The sequence below is a fragment of the Enterococcus sp. DIV0840 genome (assembly GCF_050527835.1).
Lineage (GTDB): Bacteria > Bacillota > Bacilli > Lactobacillales > Enterococcaceae > Enterococcus_L > Enterococcus_L ureasiticus.
The window spans coordinates 869,040-889,313 of record NZ_CP172876.1 but is presented as its reverse complement, the minus strand read 5'-3'; the positions used below and the strand labels follow the sequence as shown (position 1 = coordinate 889,313).

Annotated in this window: 20 protein-coding genes and 1 tRNA gene; 5 read left to right on the top strand and 16 right to left on the bottom strand. The window is 33.1% G+C overall.

The window, feature by feature from the left end; genetic code table 11:
- Window positions 1-71: 71 nt before the first annotated feature.
- The 4 genes from IGL98_RS04165 to IGL98_RS04150 form a co-directional block, all read right to left on the bottom strand.
- Window positions 72-144 (bottom strand) — tRNA-Lys (locus tag IGL98_RS04165).
- A gap of 111 nt (window positions 145-255) precedes the next feature.
- Window positions 256-387: a FeoB-associated Cys-rich membrane protein gene (locus tag IGL98_RS04160; RefSeq protein ID WP_084013245.1), complete on the bottom strand. Its 132-nt coding sequence runs from the start codon at window positions 385-387 to the stop codon at window positions 256-258.
- 4 nt (window positions 388-391) lie between these two features.
- A complete protein-coding gene (feoB, locus tag IGL98_RS04155; RefSeq protein WP_206911759.1) occupies window positions 392-2,545 on the bottom strand; it encodes a ferrous iron transport protein B in 2,154 nt (717 codons plus the stop codon).
- Between the two features lie 3 nt (window positions 2,546-2,548).
- A complete protein-coding gene (locus IGL98_RS04150; RefSeq protein WP_069645606.1) occupies window positions 2,549-3,016 on the bottom strand; it encodes a FeoA family protein in 468 nt (155 codons plus the stop codon).
- A 465-nt stretch (window positions 3,017-3,481) separates the two neighbouring features.
- Between IGL98_RS04150 and nrdH the strand changes: the two genes are divergently transcribed.
- The 5 genes from nrdH (at window position 3,482) to IGL98_RS04125 (ending at window position 8,395) form a co-directional block, all read left to right on the top strand.
- Window positions 3,482-3,706, top strand: a complete 225-nt coding sequence (gene nrdH, locus IGL98_RS04145; RefSeq protein WP_010760423.1) for a glutaredoxin-like protein NrdH — start codon at window positions 3,482-3,484, stop codon at window positions 3,704-3,706.
- Window position 3,707: 1 nt separating this feature from the next.
- Entirely contained in the window at window positions 3,708-4,085 is a 378-nt protein-coding gene (gene nrdI / locus IGL98_RS04140) for a class Ib ribonucleoside-diphosphate reductase assembly flavoprotein NrdI (RefSeq protein ID WP_206842766.1), read from the top strand.
- Window positions 4,066-6,225, top strand: coding sequence for a class 1b ribonucleoside-diphosphate reductase subunit alpha (gene nrdE / locus IGL98_RS04135; protein WP_206842765.1), 2,160 nt, complete (start codon window positions 4,066-4,068; stop codon window positions 6,223-6,225). Before nrdI ends, nrdE begins: the two co-directional genes overlap by 20 nt.
- Before the next feature lie 197 nt (window positions 6,226-6,422).
- Entirely contained in the window at window positions 6,423-7,385 is a 963-nt protein-coding gene (gene nrdF, locus IGL98_RS04130; protein WP_071879348.1) for a class 1b ribonucleoside-diphosphate reductase subunit beta, read from the top strand.
- 173 nt (window positions 7,386-7,558) lie between these two features.
- Complete coding sequence (locus IGL98_RS04125; protein ID WP_206911758.1) at window positions 7,559-8,395, top strand: DUF92 domain-containing protein; 837 nt, start codon at window positions 7,559-7,561, stop codon at window positions 8,393-8,395.
- 62 nt (window positions 8,396-8,457) lie between these two features.
- Here IGL98_RS04125 and IGL98_RS04120 read toward each other — a convergent pair whose 3' ends face one another.
- The 12 genes from IGL98_RS04120 to IGL98_RS04065 form a co-directional block, all read right to left on the bottom strand.
- Window positions 8,458-9,165, bottom strand: a complete 708-nt coding sequence (locus IGL98_RS04120; RefSeq protein ID WP_206842762.1) for an MgtC/SapB family protein — start codon at window positions 9,163-9,165, stop codon at window positions 8,458-8,460.
- A gap of 123 nt (window positions 9,166-9,288) precedes the next feature.
- Window positions 9,289-9,990: a glucosamine-6-phosphate deaminase gene (nagB, locus tag IGL98_RS04115; protein WP_206911757.1), complete on the bottom strand. Its 702-nt coding sequence runs from the start codon at window positions 9,988-9,990 to the stop codon at window positions 9,289-9,291.
- A 130-nt stretch (window positions 9,991-10,120) separates the two neighbouring features.
- The gene (locus IGL98_RS04110; RefSeq protein WP_206911756.1) at window positions 10,121-11,230 is read right to left on the bottom strand and encodes an LCP family protein; all 1,110 of its coding nucleotides are present in this window, start codon (window positions 11,228-11,230) and stop codon (window positions 10,121-10,123) included.
- Window positions 11,231-11,406: 176 nt separating this feature from the next.
- On the bottom strand, window positions 11,407-11,805 hold the full coding sequence (tagD, locus tag IGL98_RS04105; protein ID WP_206842758.1) for a glycerol-3-phosphate cytidylyltransferase: 399 nt from the start codon (window positions 11,803-11,805) through the stop codon (window positions 11,407-11,409).
- Between the two features lie 109 nt (window positions 11,806-11,914).
- The gene (locus IGL98_RS04100; protein ID WP_206842757.1) at window positions 11,915-13,327 is read right to left on the bottom strand and encodes a lipopolysaccharide biosynthesis protein; all 1,413 of its coding nucleotides are present in this window, start codon (window positions 13,325-13,327) and stop codon (window positions 11,915-11,917) included.
- A 1-nt stretch (window position 13,328) separates the two neighbouring features.
- On the bottom strand, window positions 13,329-14,453 hold the full coding sequence (locus tag IGL98_RS04095) for a polysaccharide pyruvyl transferase family protein (protein WP_206842756.1): 1,125 nt from the start codon (window positions 14,451-14,453) through the stop codon (window positions 13,329-13,331).
- Between the two features lie 9 nt (window positions 14,454-14,462).
- A complete protein-coding gene (locus IGL98_RS04090; protein WP_206911755.1) occupies window positions 14,463-15,437 on the bottom strand; it encodes a glycosyltransferase family 2 protein in 975 nt (324 codons plus the stop codon).
- Window positions 15,438-15,457: 20 nt separating this feature from the next.
- Window positions 15,458-16,543 carry an EpsG family protein gene (locus IGL98_RS04085; RefSeq protein WP_206842754.1) on the bottom strand — a complete coding sequence of 362 codons (1,086 nt, stop codon included), beginning with the start codon at window positions 16,541-16,543 and terminating at the stop codon, window positions 15,458-15,460.
- Between the two features lie 21 nt (window positions 16,544-16,564).
- Window positions 16,565-17,533 carry a capsular polysaccharide synthesis protein gene (locus IGL98_RS04080; RefSeq protein WP_206842753.1) on the bottom strand — a complete coding sequence of 323 codons (969 nt, stop codon included), beginning with the start codon at window positions 17,531-17,533 and terminating at the stop codon, window positions 16,565-16,567.
- Window positions 17,530-18,357, bottom strand: a complete 828-nt coding sequence (locus IGL98_RS04075; protein ID WP_206842752.1) for a LicD family protein — start codon at window positions 18,355-18,357, stop codon at window positions 17,530-17,532. The genes IGL98_RS04080 and IGL98_RS04075 overlap by 4 nt, the downstream gene beginning before the upstream one ends.
- Complete coding sequence (cps2T, locus tag IGL98_RS04070) at window positions 18,357-19,550, bottom strand: beta 1-4 rhamnosyltransferase Cps2T (protein WP_206842750.1); 1,194 nt, start codon at window positions 19,548-19,550, stop codon at window positions 18,357-18,359. Before cps2T ends, IGL98_RS04075 begins: the two co-directional genes overlap by 1 nt.
- The gene (locus tag IGL98_RS04065; RefSeq protein ID WP_206842749.1) at window positions 19,550-20,221 is read right to left on the bottom strand and encodes a sugar transferase; all 672 of its coding nucleotides are present in this window, start codon (window positions 20,219-20,221) and stop codon (window positions 19,550-19,552) included. Before IGL98_RS04065 ends, cps2T begins: the two co-directional genes overlap by 1 nt.
- Window positions 20,222-20,274: the final 53 nt, after the last annotated feature.

The following is a 20,274-nucleotide window of genomic DNA, read 5'->3' as shown; positions in this document are numbered from 1 at the left end:
GAATGCATATTCCATCTTCTAAACGTCCGAAGACGCCGACAGAATACCATTCTCGTGGGTTTGGCACCCAATGGGTCGTAAGGGGCTCGAACCCATGACCCGCTGATTAAGAGTCAGCTGCTCTACCAACTGAGCTAACGACCCAAATAATTAGTACTTAAATATTGTAGCACTTGAAAGTTGTTTATTCAAGAGGAAACATCAGACACAACAAAATAAATTACGTTCGTTTTATCTCGTTGTATCTGACCTTTTTTACTTCCCTTGTTCTTTTTTTACAGGGCAAGTCGTATGACAATCATCACAGCTCTTCCCTTTTTTGATTCGAGAATAAACAACATATCCAGCTGCGCCAAAAATCAATACCGCCAAAATAAACGTCGCCATATTCTTACCCTCTTTCTAAAGTTGCCAATGTGATAACTGCTTCTTCTTTTACTTTTGGTTTTCTAACTAAATAATAGCCCATGATGATCAATAACAGTGTGGCAATCATTATCCCCACACCAACTTGACCGTTCTCAAAAATAACGTGCCCAAATTGATAGATAATGAAACTAACAACATACGCTAAACCGCACTGATACCCGATCGCACCCCAGGTCCATTTCCAGTCGCCCATCTCTCTTCGAATTGCGCCAATTGCTGCAAAACATGGTGCACACAGCAAATTAAAGACTAAAAATGAATAGGCCGCAACTGGTGTAAATGCACCTTGTAACGCAGACCAAACTTCCACTCCATCCTCAGATACTTCACCTACATGTCCGAACAAAATACCAAATGTGCCAATCACATTTTCTTTTGCAACTAAACCAGTAATTGTAGCAACCGCGCCTTGCCACGTTCCCCAACCAAGTGGTGCGAACAGTGGTGCAATGACTTTACCTAAATTTGCCAAAATACTTTGATCTTCGGCTGCTTCTTGTAATGTAAATGTATACGTAGATGTAAACCAAATAATGATACTCATCACGAAAATAATCGTTCCCGCTTTTTTAACAAATGATTTACTACGATCATACGCATGACGGAGAACACCACGCAATTGCGGCATATGATAGGATGGTAATTCCATAATAAACGGAGCTGGATCTCCTGAAAACGAACGTGTCTTCTTCAATGCGATTCCCGATAATACAATTGCTGCAATCCCAATAAAATAGGCGGATGGTGAAACCCAACTACTTTTCGGGAAAAAGGCTCCAGCAATCAAGGCGATAATCGGCAATTTTGCTGAACATGGCATAAAGGTTGTAACCATGATCGTCATCTTACGGTCTTTTTCGTTTTCGATCGTACGGCTAGCCATGACACCTGGTACCCCACAACCTGTCGCAATCAACATTGGAATAAACGATTTACCTGACAGTCCAAATTTTCTAAACAAACGGTCCATGACAAAGGCGATTCTTGACATATACCCGCAATCTTCCAAGAAACCTAAACATAAGAATAAAACAGCTAACTGTGGCAAAAAACCAAGTACAGCTCCAACGCCAGCAATGATTCCATCTAAAATCAAACTTTGCATCCAAGGCGCTACTTGCCAATTAGCTAATAGATTTTCAACGGTATTTGGTACAAGACTTCCAAACAACTCGTCATTGATCCAGTCTGTACCCATTGTTCCGACTGTTTGAATCGCTAAGTAATAAACAAACCACATAATTACAGCAAAAATAGGTAAAGCTAGCCAGCGATTCGTCACGACTCGATCGATTTTATCACTTGCACTAAATGTAATTTCATTTTTCTCGATTGAACAAAGAGCCGTTAAACGAGTAATAAATTCATATCGTTCATTAATGACGATCGATTCACTATCATCACCAAAGATTTGTTCTGTGATCTTAATAATTTCTTCTATTTCATTTTGCTGTAGTGTACTCAATACTAGCTCTTTGCGGACTCTAGCATCTCTTTCAAACAATTTGATACTGTACCAACGAGTTTGTTTCTCCAAAACACTATTCCCTAAAACATCCATGATTTCATTTAATGCTGCTTCTAAACGATTATCATAAGTCGGATAGTTAAATTCTGGCGGGAAGACTTCTGCTGCTTTAACTGCTTTTTTTACTAAATCATCAAGTCCACGATTTTTTAAAGCACTGACACCTAATACATCTACACCTAAACCATAAGACAGTTTTTCAATATTGATTTTTTTTCCAGTTTTATCTAAAATATCCATCATATTCAACCCGACCACAACAGGAATCCCAGTCTCCATCAATTGAGTCGTCAAATACAAGTTCCGTTCTAGATTTGTAGCATCAACGATGTTTACAATGACATCTGGACTACCACTAAGTAAATGGTCTCTGGCCACCACCTCTTCTGGTGTATACGGAGAAAGAGAATAAATACCTGGCAAATCCTGAATCGTTATCTGCTTATTTTTTTTCAGTTTACCTTCTTTTCGTTCAACCGTAACGCCCGGCCAATTCCCTACATATTGATTGGCACCTGTCAGTGCATTAAACGCCGTTGTCTTCCCACTATTCGGATTTCCTGTCAGAGCAATATGCTGTTCTTTCATTCCTTATCCTTCTTTCTGTACCAAGACTAGTTCTGCTTCGTTTTTTCTTAGTGTCAGTTCGTACCCACGAAGATTGATTTCAATTGGGTCTCCTAAAGGTGCCATTTTCCTAACAAGAAGATCCACACCTTTTGTCAGCCCCATATCCATCAATCGTCTTTTAACAGCTCCTTGCCCATGAATCCCAATGACACGAGCTTTTTCACCTACTGTTAACTTATCTAGAGATAGCCAATTTTCTTCATCCATACTTTTTTCTACTATTGTAATCTGTTTCAGCACAGATAGATTAATTGCAATTCGGCTATTATGCAGCAAAACAATTCCATTCTCACTAGAATAATTCACCAAGACAACTTTCCCACCTGGGACAAGACCAAGATTATTCAAATGTTTCTTTGCAAAACCTTCTGCCTGAATCTCTTCGATTGTATAAACCTTATTCAACTTTGCTTGTGCCAATGTCAACATTTGGTGGTCCTCCCTATTTTAAAAGTGCTCGCTCATGTATACTTAAACTTTTTCTTCAGCATGTGAAAAAGTTTCATCTAAATTACCATTGATATTGATAATCGTTCTCATTAAGTATACTCGTTTGTGATACTTAAATCAATCTCCTTTCTACCTATAGTAAGAAAATATTTTCCAGCCAAACTCAGTCCTATTCTTTTAGTGTGTCTTACATCGACTTACCACTATATCTTGTGCCTTACCAATTAAAATTTCCAATTCAAAATTTAACAAATTTCTTTTTTAAACACGAAAATGACCATAAAAGTCGCTCAAATCTAGAGAATACGTGTTTTCATATTTCTTTCAAAAACACAAAACATGGTATTGCATCAAAAAACAACCACAATATGTAGTGCCTAAGTGTTGACTTTTTCCCTGAGAGATTTATACTAGTGAAGTAAACTAATTGAGGGGGAATTAAAAATGAACGTAAAAATCTTTTCTAAAAATAATTGTATCCAATGTAAAATGGCAAAACGCTTTTTGAGCGAGAATAATATAGCATTTGAAGAAGTAAATATCGATATCCAACCAGATGCAATCGATTGGTTAAAAGAACAAGGATTCCAAAGTGTTCCGGTTATCACTTCTGATGCTACAACTGTTGTAGGATTCCGTCCTGATCAATTAAAACAATTGGCTAGCTAAAATGAAAATTGTTTATTTTTCAGTCACCGGACAAACCAGACGCTTCATTAAAAAATTGGATTTAGCAGCTTGCGAAATTGAGCCTGCGGATCCTTTTTTTGAGATAAATGAGCCTTTTGTCCTAGTTGTTCCTACTTATGACCAAGAAATCACTGAAGTAGTGAACGATTTTCTTGATTACAAAAGCAATCGAGAATACTTGCAAGGCGTTGCTGGAGGCGGAAACCTCAATTTCGCAGAATTATATGTATATACAGCCAAAGACATAGCACGTTATTACAACGTTCCAATGCTTTTTGCTTTTGAATTTAGCGGCACGAACGAAGACGTGGAATCCTTTAAGAAAGTAGTGAATGAACTTGAGTCTAAAAGAAATTAAAGATGTTAGCTATTTTAAGCTGAATAATGAGATCAACCGTCCTGTTGACGGACAAATTCCTTTACATAAGGATAAAGAAGCATTGGAAGCTTTCTTCAAAGAAAATGTCCTTCCTAATACAAGAACCTTCAATACTATAGAAGAAAAAATCAAATACTTAATCGACAACGATTATTTAGAAACAGCATTTATCGAAAAATATTCTATGGCTTTTATTGAACAATTATATACATTTCTTGATGAGCAAAATTTCGAGTTCAAATCATTTATGGCAGCTTACAAGTTTTATTCACAATATGCACTTAAAAACAATGAAGGTACAGAATACTTAGAAAGCTATGAAGATCGCGTGGCTTTCAATGCATTGTATTTTGCTGATGGCAACGAAGAATTGGCTTTAGTTTTAGCTGATGAAATGATCCACCAACGTTACCAACCTGCGACACCTTCTTTCTTAAATGCTGGACGTAAACGTCGTGGTGAGCTTGTTTCTTGTTTCTTGATCCAAGTGACAGATGATATGAACAGCATCGGCCGTTCGATCAACTCTGCTTTACAATTATCACGTATTGGCGGCGGTGTGGGTATCACATTAGCAAACTTACGTGAAGCTGGAGCACCGATCAAAGGCTACGAAGGCGCTGCTAGTGGCGTGGTTCCAGTTATGAAATTGTTCGAAGATAGCTTTAGCTATTCTAATCAATTAGGTCAACGTCAAGGTGCTGGAGTTGTTTACCTAAACGTTTTCCATCCGGATATCGAAATGTTCCTTTCAACGAAAAAAGAAAATGCGGATGAAAAAGTTCGTGTGAAGACTTTATCTTTAGGTGTCGTTGTTCCTGATAAGTTTTATGAGTTAGCTCGTAATAATGAAGATATGTACTTATTCAGCCCTTATAGTGTAGAACGTGAGTATGGCGTGCCTTTCTCTTACGTTGATATTACCAAAGAATACGATAATCTAGTGGCTAATCCTAAAATTCGTAAACGTAAAATCAAAGCACGTGATCTAGAAAATGAAATTTCTAAATTACAACAAGAATCTGGCTACCCATATATCATCAATATCGATACAGCCAACAGAAGCAATCCTGCATATGGCAAAATCATTATGAGTAACTTATGTTCAGAAATCCTACAAGTTCAAACACCTTCTATTTTAAATGGCAAACAAGAATATGAAACACTTGGTACAGATATCAGCTGTAACTTAGGTTCAACAAATATCGTCAACTTGATGGACAGTCCTGATTTTGGTAAATCTGTTCGTGCAATGACACGTGCGTTAACTTTTGTTACTGATGCCTCTGATATCGATGTCGTTCCTTCTATTCAAAACGGAAATAGATTAAGTCATACAATTGGACTTGGCGCGATGGGGCTGCATACATTCTTTGCTAAAAACCATATGGAATATGGCTCTAAAGACTCACTTGATTTTACCAATGTTTACTTTACTTTATTAAACTACTGGACTTTAGTAGAAAGTAATAACATTGCAAAACAATACAACGAAACATTCCATAATTTTGAAAAATCTGATTATGCTAATGGTTCATATTTCGATAAATATATTGAAGGAGACTTCACTCCTCAATCAGATAAAGTCAAAGAAATCTTTAAAGATATTTTTGTTCCAACTTCTGAAGACTGGGCAAACTTACGGGATGCAGTGAAAAAAGACGGCTTGTACCACCAAAATCGTTTAGCTGTAGCACCTAATGGTTCTATTTCTTATATCAATGATACAAGCGCTAGTATCCACCCGATCACTCGTATGATCGAAGAGCGCCAAGAAAAGAAAATCGGTAAAATTTACTACCCTGCTCCTTATCTAGCAAATGATACGATTCCTTATTACACATCTGCTTATGACATGGATATGCGTAAAGTAATCGATGTCTATGCGACAGCACAACAACATGTGGATCAAGGAATGAGTTTGACATTGTTTATGCGTTCTGAAATTCCAGAAGGTTTATACGAATGGAAAGATTCACCAAAACAAACAACACGTGATCTGAATATTCTACGCCACTATGCTTTCCATAAAGGCGTTAAATCGATTTATTACGTACGAACGTTTACAGATGATGCTGAAGAGATTGGTAGTAACCAATGTGAAAGCTGTGTGATCTAGAAAAGCGGAACAGGCTCACCCAGCTCTTGAGCAAGCTAGGAAATTCTTTCAAAGAGGCTCTTCGTCTTTGAAAGAAATTTATCTACTTGTCGATAGAGCTAGCCTGTGAAGCTGGATCAACAGAATGAGGCGCCCTCTGGTCGCCTTATTCTATGATTTACTGTATTTTATTGTAAAGGTAATGAGGAGGAAAATACATGGCAAGATATTATGAAGCAATCAACTGGAACGCCATCGAAGACGTGATAGATAAATCAACTTGGGAAAAACTAACAGAACAATTTTGGTTAGATACTCGTATCCCTTTATCAAATGATCTAGATGACTGGAGAACTCTTTCAGACCTCGAAAAAACAACGGTAGGCTACGTTTTTGGCGGTTTGACACTGTTGGATACTGTTCAGTCTGAAAGTGGTATGGAGCAGTTAAGAAATGATGTCCGCACACCACATGAAGAAGCAGTTTTAAACAATATCCAATTTATGGAATCCGTTCACGCTAAAAGCTACTCATCGATCTTCAGTACATTAAACACTAAAAAAGAAATCGATGATATCTTTGAATGGACAAATACAAATGTTTATTTGCAAACAAAAGCAGAAAAAATCAATGAAATTTATAAAAACGGTACACCCTTAGAAAAGAAAGTGGCGAGCGTATTTTTAGAAACGTTCTTATTCTATTCTGGTTTTTATACGCCTCTTTATTATTTAGGAAATAACAAACTAGCAAACGTTGCTGAAATCATCAAATTGATCATTCGTGATGAGTCTGTTCATGGGACTTACATTGGATACAAATTCCAATTAGGATTCAATGAATTATCTGAAACAGAACAAAATGAAATGAAAGATTGGATGTACAACCTTCTTTATGAGTTGTATGAAAATGAAGAACGTTATACTGAAGAATTATATGACGGTTTAGGCTGGACTGAAGAAGTGAAAACCTTCTTACGTTACAACGCTAACAAAGCCTTGATGAACCTTGGCATGGATCCATTATTCGCTGATACAGCAAATGATGTTAACCCGATTGTTATGAATGGTATTTCTACTGGAACAAGCAATCACGACTTCTTCTCTCAAGTCGGTAATGGTTACCTATTAGGAACTGTTGAAGCGATGAAAGATGACGATTATTTGATTGGTATGGAATAACTCTTTCTAAAAAAATAAAATAAGTCTAGGATAAAACTGCTTGAGTTTTTATCTTAGACTTATTTTTTTCCTAAACAGTTTGAATTCCTAGCTCTAATGTCAATGAGCTTTCCATGATATACTTAATCTATTCACAACGCTTTTACTAAAGCAATTATTTTATGAGGTGTACCATGACTATTTTATTTTACAAATTACTTTTAGGCTTTATTGTAGGAAGCATAATCGGTCTGTTTTCTTATATCGCTCGTCTACTTACAACATCTGGCGTACTAGCGTTGATCTTTGTTGCTACTGTTGTTTGTGGTTTTGGATCATGGCCAACTTGGGGATTACTTATTTTATTTTTTGCAAGTTCAGGATGTATTCATTTGTCAAAAAAAAGGATAAACGTGACTAAAACTAAATCACTTGTTCAAAAAGATCATACAAGAGATGCTTGGCAAGTACTTGCTAATAGTCTTCCAGCAATTATTTCTTTAATTCTTTTCTATTACACAGAAAACCAATTATTCTTGATTGGTTATGTCAGCGGAATTGCTGGAGCAACTGCTGATACATGGGGTTCTGAGATTGGAATTTTAAGTAAGAAGGCTCCGCGCTCTATTCTATCATTTAAACAGATTGAACCAGGTTTGTCCGGTGGTGTATCTATGCTCGGAAGTATCGCATCGTTCTTTGGCAGCCTATTGATTTCATTTTCTTTCTGGCTAGTTTATAATTGGCATCCTATTTTTCAGCTTCCAAGTAGCTTATTCGTTATCGTTCCTCTTATTTGTGGTGTCTTTGATTCTCTTGTGGATAGTTTATTAGGCGCAACACTTCAAACAAAATACCGTTGTCCTATCTGTGGACAAATAACAGAACAAACACAGCATCATCTACAACAAACGAAACAAATCAGCGGAATATCATGGATGACAAATGATTGGGTCAATTTTTTTAGTAGCTGTTTGACCGTCTTATTAAGCTGGATTATTCTTTTTTATCTGCAATACTCATTACACTAAAAAGAGGATAGCCTCAAGAAAATTTTGAGGCTACCTTCTTTTGTTGTACTCATAAAAATAGTTTAAATACTTACCAAACGCAATTTTGTTATGTTTTTATAAATCGATAAATCTTCTATAACTTCAGCATAGGTCATTCCTTTTGGCAAATCAATCGTATAAATATTCGTATAAATTTGCGTATCTTCAACTAATATCACATTAAAATTTACATCTTCGATTTCGATTTTATGTTCTTCAAAATACTGATTGATAAATTCTTTCGTTTCCTGTTTGTGTATATAGCGAATCTCTAATTTTTTTGTTGTCGGTACGTGGATTACTTTTCTCACTAATGTCAAAGCGATGAATACACCGATAAAACTAGTGATGGCAATTGCATAGTAACCCATCCCAATCGCAATTCCTAATCCTGCAACAGCCCATAATGAAGCCGCCGTGGTCAAACCTGTTACTGACTGTTTCGTCACAATGATCGTTCCTGCACCTAAAAACCCGATTCCACTAACTACTTGAGCAATCAAACGGGCCTGATCTGATCGAATCACACCAGATAATTCTGGGTGATTTATCGCATCTTGCAAAGCATTTGCAGCAATTTCAACTTGAATCAGTGCGATAATCGTGGCACCCATACAAACTAGAATATGTGTCCGCATACCAGCTGGTCGATTTTTATATTGTCTTTCAAATCCAATCACTCCGCCAATTAGCATTGCTAAACATAGTCGTATAATAATTTCAGGAACTGTTAAATTTATATTCGTCATATTCATTCCTCCTATTACTCTTCTATTTCATTATAGCACTAATTGGGATCCAGGGAATGACGTTCATTTTTATAAAAAAATAGCGTGATCAAAGTAATTAACTTTGATCACGACCTCTTACTCTTATAGCTTACTTGCTGCTGCCTCATCAATGATGACAACAACATCTGAATGATTTTGTAAAGCACTTGCTGGTAAATCAACAGAAACAGGTCCATCGATCATTCCTTTGATTGCATCGGCTTTCGCTTCACCATATGCCATCAAAATCATTTTTTTACCTTTCATGATTGAACCGATTCCCATTGAAACAGCTCTTGTTGGTACGTCTTCTACTTTTTCAAAATTACGTTTGTTCGCATTGATTGTAGATTCTGTTAATTCAACTACATGAGTTAGACTATCTAAAGGAGTTCCTGGTTCGTTGAAACCAATATGTCCATTTTGACCAATACCTAAGATTTGGATATCGATTGGATTGCCATCGATAATACTTTCGTAATGCTTACATTCAGCAGCTAAATCTTCAGCTTTTCCGTTTGGTACGTATGTGTTTTTGAACGGTTTTTTATTGAATAATTGATCATTCATGAAGTAACGGTAACTTTGATCATCGTCTCCACCTAACCCAACATATTCATCCAAATTTACAGAAGTCATATCTGTAAAATCTAAATCACTTGCAGTCATTTCTTTATATAAGGTCTCAGGTGTACTTCCTGTCGCAAGTCCTAAAACTTTTGCACCATTGTTCATACCTTCTTTAATGAGTTCAAATGCTTTCTTTCCGCCTTCTTCTGCGTTCGCTACTTTGATAATTTCCATTGAATATTGCTCCCTTATGTTCATATTTGGTATAGTCCAATTATAACACCCTATAAAAAAGATTTCTAGTCTAAAGTGGATATAAAATAAAAAAAACTTCTATTCTCTTTCGAGAATAGAAGTTTACCTATTAATAACCACCTGAATATTGTCCTTCATCTGCCACATTTTGGTCTGTATAAGAATTCGGATCAACATTTGCTGCATCTTGAACGTAGTCATAATTATTAGCAGTACCTGAACTTCCATAAGAGCCAGACTCATTACCGCCAACATAATTATTATAGTTGCTATTATCTTTTGCTTGCATATCTTTATTTTCAGGCAAACCTAATTGAGCCCGTAAGTTTGTTTGAACATCATATAATTTGGTTGGATCTAAAATTTGGTAATAGATGCCGCCAATCTCTTGCCCTTCACCTTCTAATTGTAAAGAATCAATATCTTTGAAAGCAGGCATATATTTCTTCTGAATATCTACCATGTTATCCCAAGTTAAATCTGTCTTCACGTTCTCTTTAACTGCATCTAAAATCTTTCTGTATTTAGAAACACCATCTAAACTGATGACTTTATTAACAATTTTTTCAACGACTTCTCTTTGACGGCGTTGACGTCCAATATCGCCTTCTGGGTCTTCTTCACGCATCCGCGCATAGGCTAAACCAGTCTCGCTGTCAAGCTTGTTATGACCTTTAGGAACCGTAATACCATCTAACGTAAATTCAAATGGATTATCCACTTCAATACCGCCTACAGCATCAATTAAATCCTTCATACCTTTCATATTGATCGATACGTAATTGTCGATTGGTATATCTAATAAATTCTCGACTGTATCAATCGCCATTTTTGCACCACCAAAAGCATAGGCATGATTCAACTTATCTTCTGTGCCATATCCAACGATATTAGTTAAAATATCCCGATCCAAACTAATCATTGTAGATTTTTTTTCTTTAGGATTAATCGTAACCACCATTGTCGTATCAGAACGACCTTGTTCTGTCCGTCCCAAATCGCCAGTATCAATTCCCATCAGTAATACTGAAAAAGGTTCTTGTGCATCAATATTCACAGCCGTATCTCTTCTTTTAGAAGTCCGGTCGATTGATTCATACACACCTTTTACTGTACCAGATGCATCAGAATACATTTTAATCCCATATGCGCAGAAACCTGCAACTGAAACAAGAACTAATCCTAAAGCGGTTAATATTACTTTTTTCCATAACTTCATAAGACACTTCCTCATTTTTGCAAGAATAATTCATGAAACCTATTTTCTCACAATTTGAACCAAGCCGCAACTTTTTTGGGGAATTGGCATGATATCTTAATGTATTTGTAAAATAATGGTAGTTGAATTCTATTAGTTTATCCTAAAAAAAAACCACCACCTGCTTATAAGCAGATCTAATCAACACCTAAATCTTTTTTTATTTGTGTAGTTGAAATTTCTGGGGTCCTAGAGACATAATTAACTTTAGCTCCTGCCTTTTTAGTAATATAATCAAACTTTCCAGCCCAGTCATCGCCCATTACAAAAGTATCAATCTGATACTTCTCAATATCCGTAATTTTTTGTTCCCAATTTTCTTCTGGAATCACCAAATCTACATACCTTATTGCTTCCAATAACTGTTTTCTTTTTTCATAAGAAAAATAACATTTTTTTTGTTTTTCATTCCAATTAAATTCATCGGTTGATAACGCAACTACCAAATAATCTCCTTGTTCTTTTGCCCTTTTTAAAAGATTGATATGCCCATAATGCAACAAATCAAATGTTCCATATGTTATTACTCTTTTCATAATAGCTCCTCTTTACGTTTCCATTGGCATCTCTCTAGATTCTATTTTTTCACCTAAAAAAATTATAACATTTTTTATTCTTTAATCGACAATAAAAAATGAGAACTTCTTACTTCGCTTTTTTTGATACCAGTTTGATATACTTCAGCGATTCGGTAAATATTTTACTTACGATTTTTCTATTCATTACAAGTAAAACTACTACGAGTATAAACTCTAAAACTAGTAAAGACCACATATCAAAAATAAACATTATTATTATCTGGCAAATCAAAATCAAATTATTCCCTACAAAATTAGTCCAATCTATCTTAGTTACAATGTATTTTTTTGTATCGTAAAGTCTTATAATCCACATAACAAAAAAACTAATTGTTGAAGCAATTCCTGCACCCATTAACCCAAATAAAGGTATTAGTATCAAATTCAGACTAACTGAACACACTGCTCCGATAACTGATGAGATAAACACACCCCTAGTTTTTTTAGCTGCAATATAATTTGTACCTAAAAAGCTTGAAAAACTTGAATACAAAACAGCAAGAACCAATATGGGAGCTATTTGCCAACTACTATAATAAGAATCTTGTAAAACTTTTCCTAATACAGGCTTTAGCACACTAAAAACTAACGAAGCACTTATAAACAATACTTGATAATAAAATGAAAATGTATTTGAATAAAAAGTAGACTTATCTTCAGCATCAAATTCTTCTATAGCTGAAAGTTGCCAAGCTTGAGCAAATATCGTTGTCACAGTTGAAATTAGAGCCGGTATCTTATTAGCAACAGCGTATATTCCATTTGCTGAAGCTCCAATATAATAAAGAATAAAATATCTAGTGGAGCTATTTATTAACCACCACATGATCATATTTGGAACCAGCGGCGCAGAGTATACTAACATCTTTTTGATCAAGGGAATATTAAAATCGTTAATACTGAGAAATTTTTTTAACTTACCTACTATCAATAAATAAAATATCGAAGTAAGGTTAGCAATTATTAACGATAACATATACCCATCTATTCCTAATTTAAAATAAATGAGTAATAAAACATTTGATAATACCGTTGTAAAAGTCATAAGTATACCGTTAAAAGCATATATTTTTATCTTACCTACACCACGTATAAATTGAGAGAATACAGATTGGTATGCTTGTAGTATCAATAGAATGATAAAATAGAATAATAATTTATCTAACTTTGTAATTATACCTACCATCAAAATACATAGTGAAATCATCGAGATGACTATGACCGAACTACTTAATATAGCTTTTTCATTACTATTCTTATCCATAATGAATCGAAGAACTGCTTCGTACAGACTTAACGTTATTATAGGTAAAAACAAGCTAACAGTCGTTGTAAGCAAATCTATTTGTCCATACTCCTGAGTGGTTAATGCATAAGTATAAATGGGAACAAATATTATACTTATTATTTTACTCCCAAAATTACCTATTGCAAAAATCGCAGAATTACCTAATAATTTTTTATATTTATTATTTTCCATGTCATTCCATCATACTTTCATGTTGATCAACGAACATAAATTGATTATTAGAAGCGTAACGTATTTCGTCTATTTTCTCTTGCGGAATAATAGAAAAGTTCGCTTCAATATCTGTGAATGGTAGTTGAGTAAAATTTTTAATATCATAATAAGATTGGTCACTATATAATTCTTTGATTACAACTTCCGTCTTTTCACTATAAGATATTACGAATGTAGGTATTCTGTATAACCAACCCAAAATCATCCCATGGAAGCGAGTTGTTATAATTTTTTTTGCATTTTTTATAATATTTAGCGAGTCCTCTATTTTCTTATGCTGAAATATTTTTATCTTATTTGAAGCTTTTTCCTCTTCTGGTAGTTTGTTTAATATTCTAACAATTGCTAAATTATCTTCTTCAAAATCACAAAATGATATTAATAACACATCTTTCCCGATATTGATGTATTCTCTTACTACTTCTGCTATCTTATGTTCATAATCATCTGCTAACATGTTCAACTCATCAGAACGACTTGCTTTTTTTGTTTTCAAATCTATTACGGATATTAGTACGTAATCCGTTGTACTTTCTTGATATGTATTTGATTCATGTGTATCCAAAGATAAAATAGCATCGGGTGAAACATTTATTGTATCAATATCCAAAAAGAACTTTCTAGATTTATGATCACGAAAAGAAACCTTATTTGTTGAATTGAATAATTTAAAATAAGATTTTAAATACTTTTCAGAATTAAATGGACCAAAATTACTACCAATAATATAATAATCTTTTACATGCTTGCTGATAAATTTTCTACGTTGAAATTTTTGTTCCCAGTTATCATTCTGCATAAATATGGAGCCACCAATTTCTATATATTGATCAAAATAAAGAGCAGTATATAGATCAGAAATCAAAGGGAACTTAAAAAAAGTCAGCAACTTATTTATTACTTTTAATACAACACTACTATTTGAAATAAGTTTCAAGTTTTTCATATCAGAAAAAGATGATATATATTCTTTATCTACATATGTATAAAAAGTACTTTTCGGGAATCTCTCACATAATACTTTTAAAAATAAATCATCACCTAAATTATTTTTCCAATATCCAGAAACCATATACTTTTCCATCTCTATCTCCTATAATAAGTTAATTAAACTCCAAAGAATTCTTTTTTTACAAAATACATACTTTAATTTATTTTTTAATGTACCCAGATTTTTATACTCTATTACATGAATTAATTCATATATATATTGGTTTGTTAAATATTCCCGTAGCAATTTTTTTTTATCTGTAGATTCATTCGAATTACTCAAAGATAGTACTTCCGAAAAAATAATATTTATATACAGTATATCTGAATTCAGTTTCGGCAAGCCCCATTTTTTCAGTAGCGTTTGGCGTAACTCCATGGCACTGATTTTATCTTTTATTTTTTGTTCTCCCTGAAATGCTGACATCGCTGACCCATCTCTTTGAATAACATAATTGTATAGAACTTCATCTAAAAAAAGAACTTTGTCAATAGTTTCATATATTTCATAATTAAAAAAAGCATCTTCTCCTATTTTTTTATCAGAAAACCATAGTTCATTTTTAGATAAAAAATCTCTTCTATATAACTTATTCCATAATGAATTCATATCAATCGTTTCATTATGTTCACCAAAAAACTCTGCAAAATCTTGATTTGTCCTAGCAAAATGTTTATCTTTAATCGTTCTTGTTTTAAACACTTTTTCATTTTTTATCATTTTATACCCAAACACAATTAAATTGATTTCACGATTATCAGTTGCATCAATCACTTTTTCTAAAAGATCTTTTTCTAAATAATCATCAGCATCAGCAAAATAGATATATTCCCCTTTAGCCACAGATAACCCTGTATTCCTAGCCCCACCGACACCTTGATTACTCTGATCGATAACTTTAATCCTTGAATCCATTTCAGCCATATTTGCCAAAATAACTGGACTATCATCAGTAGAACCATCATTAACAGCAATTAATTCAAAATCAATAAATGTTTGATCTAATGCAGATTGAATTGACTTTTTCAAATGATCTTCAACGTTATAGATCGGAATTATAATCGATACTTTAGCCATAAAAATCTCCCCACTAATGATTAGTTTAAAATAGACTTATAAGGAAAGGTCTCTCCAATGTTACTTATAATAAATAAACGATAAAATAATAATGAATAGACTAACACTAATACTAGTAAAAATCCCCATTTGAAAACCCTGCTATTCAAAAGTTTATAGAAATAAGGCACCGATAAGATTTGCGCTATCATAAACATATACATAAGTCTTTCGTAGTTAGGGACTACGTCAGAAATCAGTGTTATAGCAAAAGCTATAAATTGGAGTAGTATGTATACATTCGTTCTATCAGAATTTACTTTTTTTCTATTTATCATTAGATAAAGAAAAAGTATTACTCCATTCGCTATCATAAATACCCAACCAACTTGACGACTATCCAGCACTGTTCCAAATTGGTTGTCATAAAAATTGAATCTAGTAGATATCATTAACATAATTGATCGGAATACCTCTTTGAATATAATTAATCCAATCGAAAAAATAGCAATTTTTTTCCACTGTAATTTCGTATTTCTAAGCACCAATAACATAAAATATAATATCGAGGTTTTGTGGAAAAGCATTGCAATGATTATACATAAAATATACTTCTTATTCTCTCTTTTGAGTAAATAATGTATAGAAAACAAAAAAATAGCTATTGCTATTGACTGCCGCATAATATTCATTGAATAGTTAAAAAAGCCTGTTCCAAAAAGAACTATAATACTCAACCAGTAATTTTTGGAATCTCTTAAGATAGACATTAAAATGAACAAAAAAATAATTACATGGGTCAAAACAAAAATCCATTGATAGTTTCCTAACATATTTCCTAAGTGGATAACTCCCTTATACAGGTACTCAACTGAATTAGGAATTCCTTGCAGTACCTCGGGAATTTGTTTATTTGAATACACAATATAATCTGTACCAACCTTATCTCTTAAAGCTGGCGCAATAATTAAAGCGGCGTATAAAATAATACTTAAAAAAACAACAACAAAAAAACTTTTTTTTATCCTAAGATTACTGTCTGTATCTTTATGAAAGTAATTTTCACTATGATAGTTCTCCATAACGATAGATATTAGCAAAGATAATAAAAATACTATTGTATACAAGTTTGCACCTCCTAAAAGAAATTATTTCACCTCTAAGTTAATCAGATATTTATAAAAAGTAGATTCTTTTTGTAAATCTAATTCAGAAAATTTATAGCTTAATTTATGAATAGAGGTCATTCCTTTAATATCCTCAAATCGATCTGAATCGTACTCAGTAAAAAATTCAAGTAAAAGTACATGAGGTATCGAATTACAGTACTTAGGCACTTTATTAAACTCTTCTTGGTATTTCTCACAAGATAAAGTAAAAAAAATGTGAAAAAGATAATAATCGACAAGATAGTTTTTCTTTTCCCAATAACTAAACAATAACTCCCTTGTTTTAAAAATAATCAAGCTTTTTTTGTTTACCGTTAAAAACCAAGATGACATACTTACCCTACTACCGTCACGTCCTGGTTTCAATTTTTGAAAAAAGAATAGGTCTGCTTCAAAAAATACTTTTGAAATATTATTACTGCTAAAATAGACTGTCGAATCTATCCAAGTTCCTCCATGATTATATAATAATTCTGCTCTTAATAAATCTGAAAAATGTGTATTAGTAATAATTCCCATTTTCCATTTGGTTATGATAAACTCTGGAAAATTTGTATATTCTTCATAATTTTCAGCTGTAATAACTACAATTTTTTTATTTGGAAATAGATTAACCAACTGTATATAACACTTTTTTACTAATTCAGGTGCATTTTCTACTCCCTGCAACCAACAGAACCAGATAGTATTTGTTCCATCTAGTACTTCAGAATCTAAAGGTTCCGTATAATTCAATATTTTTTTATACTTTGATTTCATTTTTTTACAAGACTTGTTTTGAATTCCTAAACGACTATACTCAACAGAACTTTTATCAAATCCATTCAATAATAACGAAGTAATCGAATAAGCTAATGTACCAGAAAAAAAATAGCTTTTTGCCAATTCCAATAAATTATGTTTTTCAGTAACCTTTTTTATTCCTTCATATTTTTTCGCTACGCTCATTCTTCATCTCCTGATAATAATTCGTAATGATTTTTGCTTTCGATTTCATGTTCAGATGGTATTTTCATATAATCTCCATAGAGTCTTTTCAAATATTCATCATAATTTATAGGACCATTCAACTGTATTTCTTCAAATAAATAATTATTTCCTTCTTGAAAAATCTCTTTTGGCATAACTTCTTTTTCTCTGTATGCTCCCATTATATTTGATATATAGGTACTATTTTCGAAACTATTTTTTTTCAATAAACGATCAATTTTTTCTTTTTCTTTATATGGCTTGATAAGTTTAGAAAATTTTACTTTCTCTCCAAATTTTATGAGAATTTTTTCAAAAAAGTTCCGTTTTCTTTTTTTATCAACAGTATCAATATAGCTTAAAGATATTAACATTTTGTGGAATAGAATTTTATAAACAAAAAATTGCCTTACAAAACGATTGTTCGGCATTCCATCTAATGGAAATATATCTATAGCTATATAAGTATAGTCCTGAATATTTTTATTCCGTAACTCAATAACTTTTGTTCTAGTATCTAAGACTCTTGTTATGTAGTAGCGATATTCAGGGTTTGTTTTATAGTTTTCTATTATTAGATAGCTTGGTAACTCTTTATAATATTCTTTACAAAATTTTTCATAGTCTTCACGTGGTAAGCCAATATCGATATCATCATCCCACGGAATAAACCCTTTATGTCTAATTGCTCCAAGAAAAGTCCCGCCCAACATATAATATCGAAGGTTATGTTTCTCAAATACTTCTAGTAAGGTATTCAAATTATCTAAATCAATTTCTTGAATTTTCTTCACATTAGTCATTAACTTTTCTCCATAAATAAAGTCTCATATTTTCCTATAATCAAACTCCAGCTGAATCGATTTGAAATATTTTTTTCTGACTCCTCCTTTAATTTCATACGCTGAATAGAAGTCAATTGATCTACTTTTTGGATTAATTTGGTAAGACTCTCTTTTTCTTTGATCCAATAAAAACTTGTGTCTAGTGCGACTTCTTCATTAAATCCTACAGCTAAAAGCATGTTGATTTTTGTATAGGCCAGAGCCTCTAAAAGCGAAGGATTTGTCCCACCCACTTCATGACCATGTAAATTAGCAAAAGCATGTTCTCTTATATATTTCAATAATTCTTGATTGTAAACTGTTCCAACAAATTTTATCCTAGAATCTTGGTCGAATCTTGTTTCTTTTTTTAATTGATTATAAAACTTATTTTCCTCAACATTCGTTATTAAAACAAAATCTTTTGTTGTCTTCGATTTCATAAATTCCTTAATCATACTTTCGTAATTATTTTCGGGAACAAATCGTCCAACAACCAAATAATATTCTTCTGGTATAACTTTTTTTTCCTCAAACCAATTTCTGACCGATTCATCATTATCGGTCAAATAGGATTTCTCCAGTTCTGTCCCATATGCAATATAGATTGTTTTTGGATCATATTTATGATAATCATTTTTTATATATTCTTCTATATTCAAACTATCGCATATTAATAAGTCCGCATATTTCACCATCAATCGTTCAGAATACTTCCAATATTTCCGAACAGGGTAACTCCATTTAGCTCTAAGCCACTCATGACCATCTGGATTAACGTATAATTTTCCACCTATTTTTTGAATTTTTTTCTTATAATGATTTATAAATGGACCGATTCGACAAGCTAAGATATAAAAAATAGGCGCAGTATTATTGTCCTTTTTCGCTAACTCTATTGAATAATCTAACGCTCTCATATCATAATAAATTGCTTTTGCTGGACCAATATTAGGCACATCAATATTAAAACAATCTGATTGATTATATTCAAAATGCTTTTGTCCATTACCATATAAATTATCCCCAGTATTCATACATGCAACATGGTATTGGATCTTGTCACTTTTTTTATACTGAGTCAGCTTTTCAACAAAAGTTTCAAATCCTCCATATTTTGCTGGAATTCCTTTAGAACCGATAATATAAACATGTTGCTTAGAATCACTCATCAATAGGCTCCTCTAGATAAAAACATTACCTTCAACGTTTGCAAGATGATCTTAAAATCATTCCAAATTGACTGATGTTCAATATACTCTAAATCAAAATCAACCATATCATCAAAATGAACGTCGTTTCTGCCTCTAACCTGCCACAAACCTGTACATCCTGGTTTGACACTTAATCGTTGCATATCGCGTTGACTGTACGCAACTACTTCTCTTTGCAACGGTGGTCTGGGACCCACTAATGACATTTCTCCTTTTAAAACATTCAATAGTTGAGGCAATTCATCGATACTTGTTTTCCGAATTTTTTTTCCAATTTTTGTTACTCTAGGATCTTCTTTTATTTTGAACATGGCTCCTTCGATCTCGTTTAATTCAATTAAATCGTGTAGCTGTTCTTCTGCATCTATGCACATGGAGCGAAATTTGTACATGGTAAATAAACGCCCCTGTTTGCCAACTCTTTTCTGAGAAAAGACAACTGGGCCGTTCGGATCTTCTTTTCGTATCAAAAAAGCCACAACTAGAAACACTGGGCTTAATAAAATTAGGCCAAGTACGCTACCAATAACATCCACAATTCTTTTGAACAATCTGAGAAATAAAGATTGTTGTCCAAAATCATTTTTTTGCTGAACACGTCTACCAACATCCACAAACTTTCCCTCCAAATTTTCCACTCCTTTTAACACAAAAACTGCTTACCAACAACTTTTTTTCCATA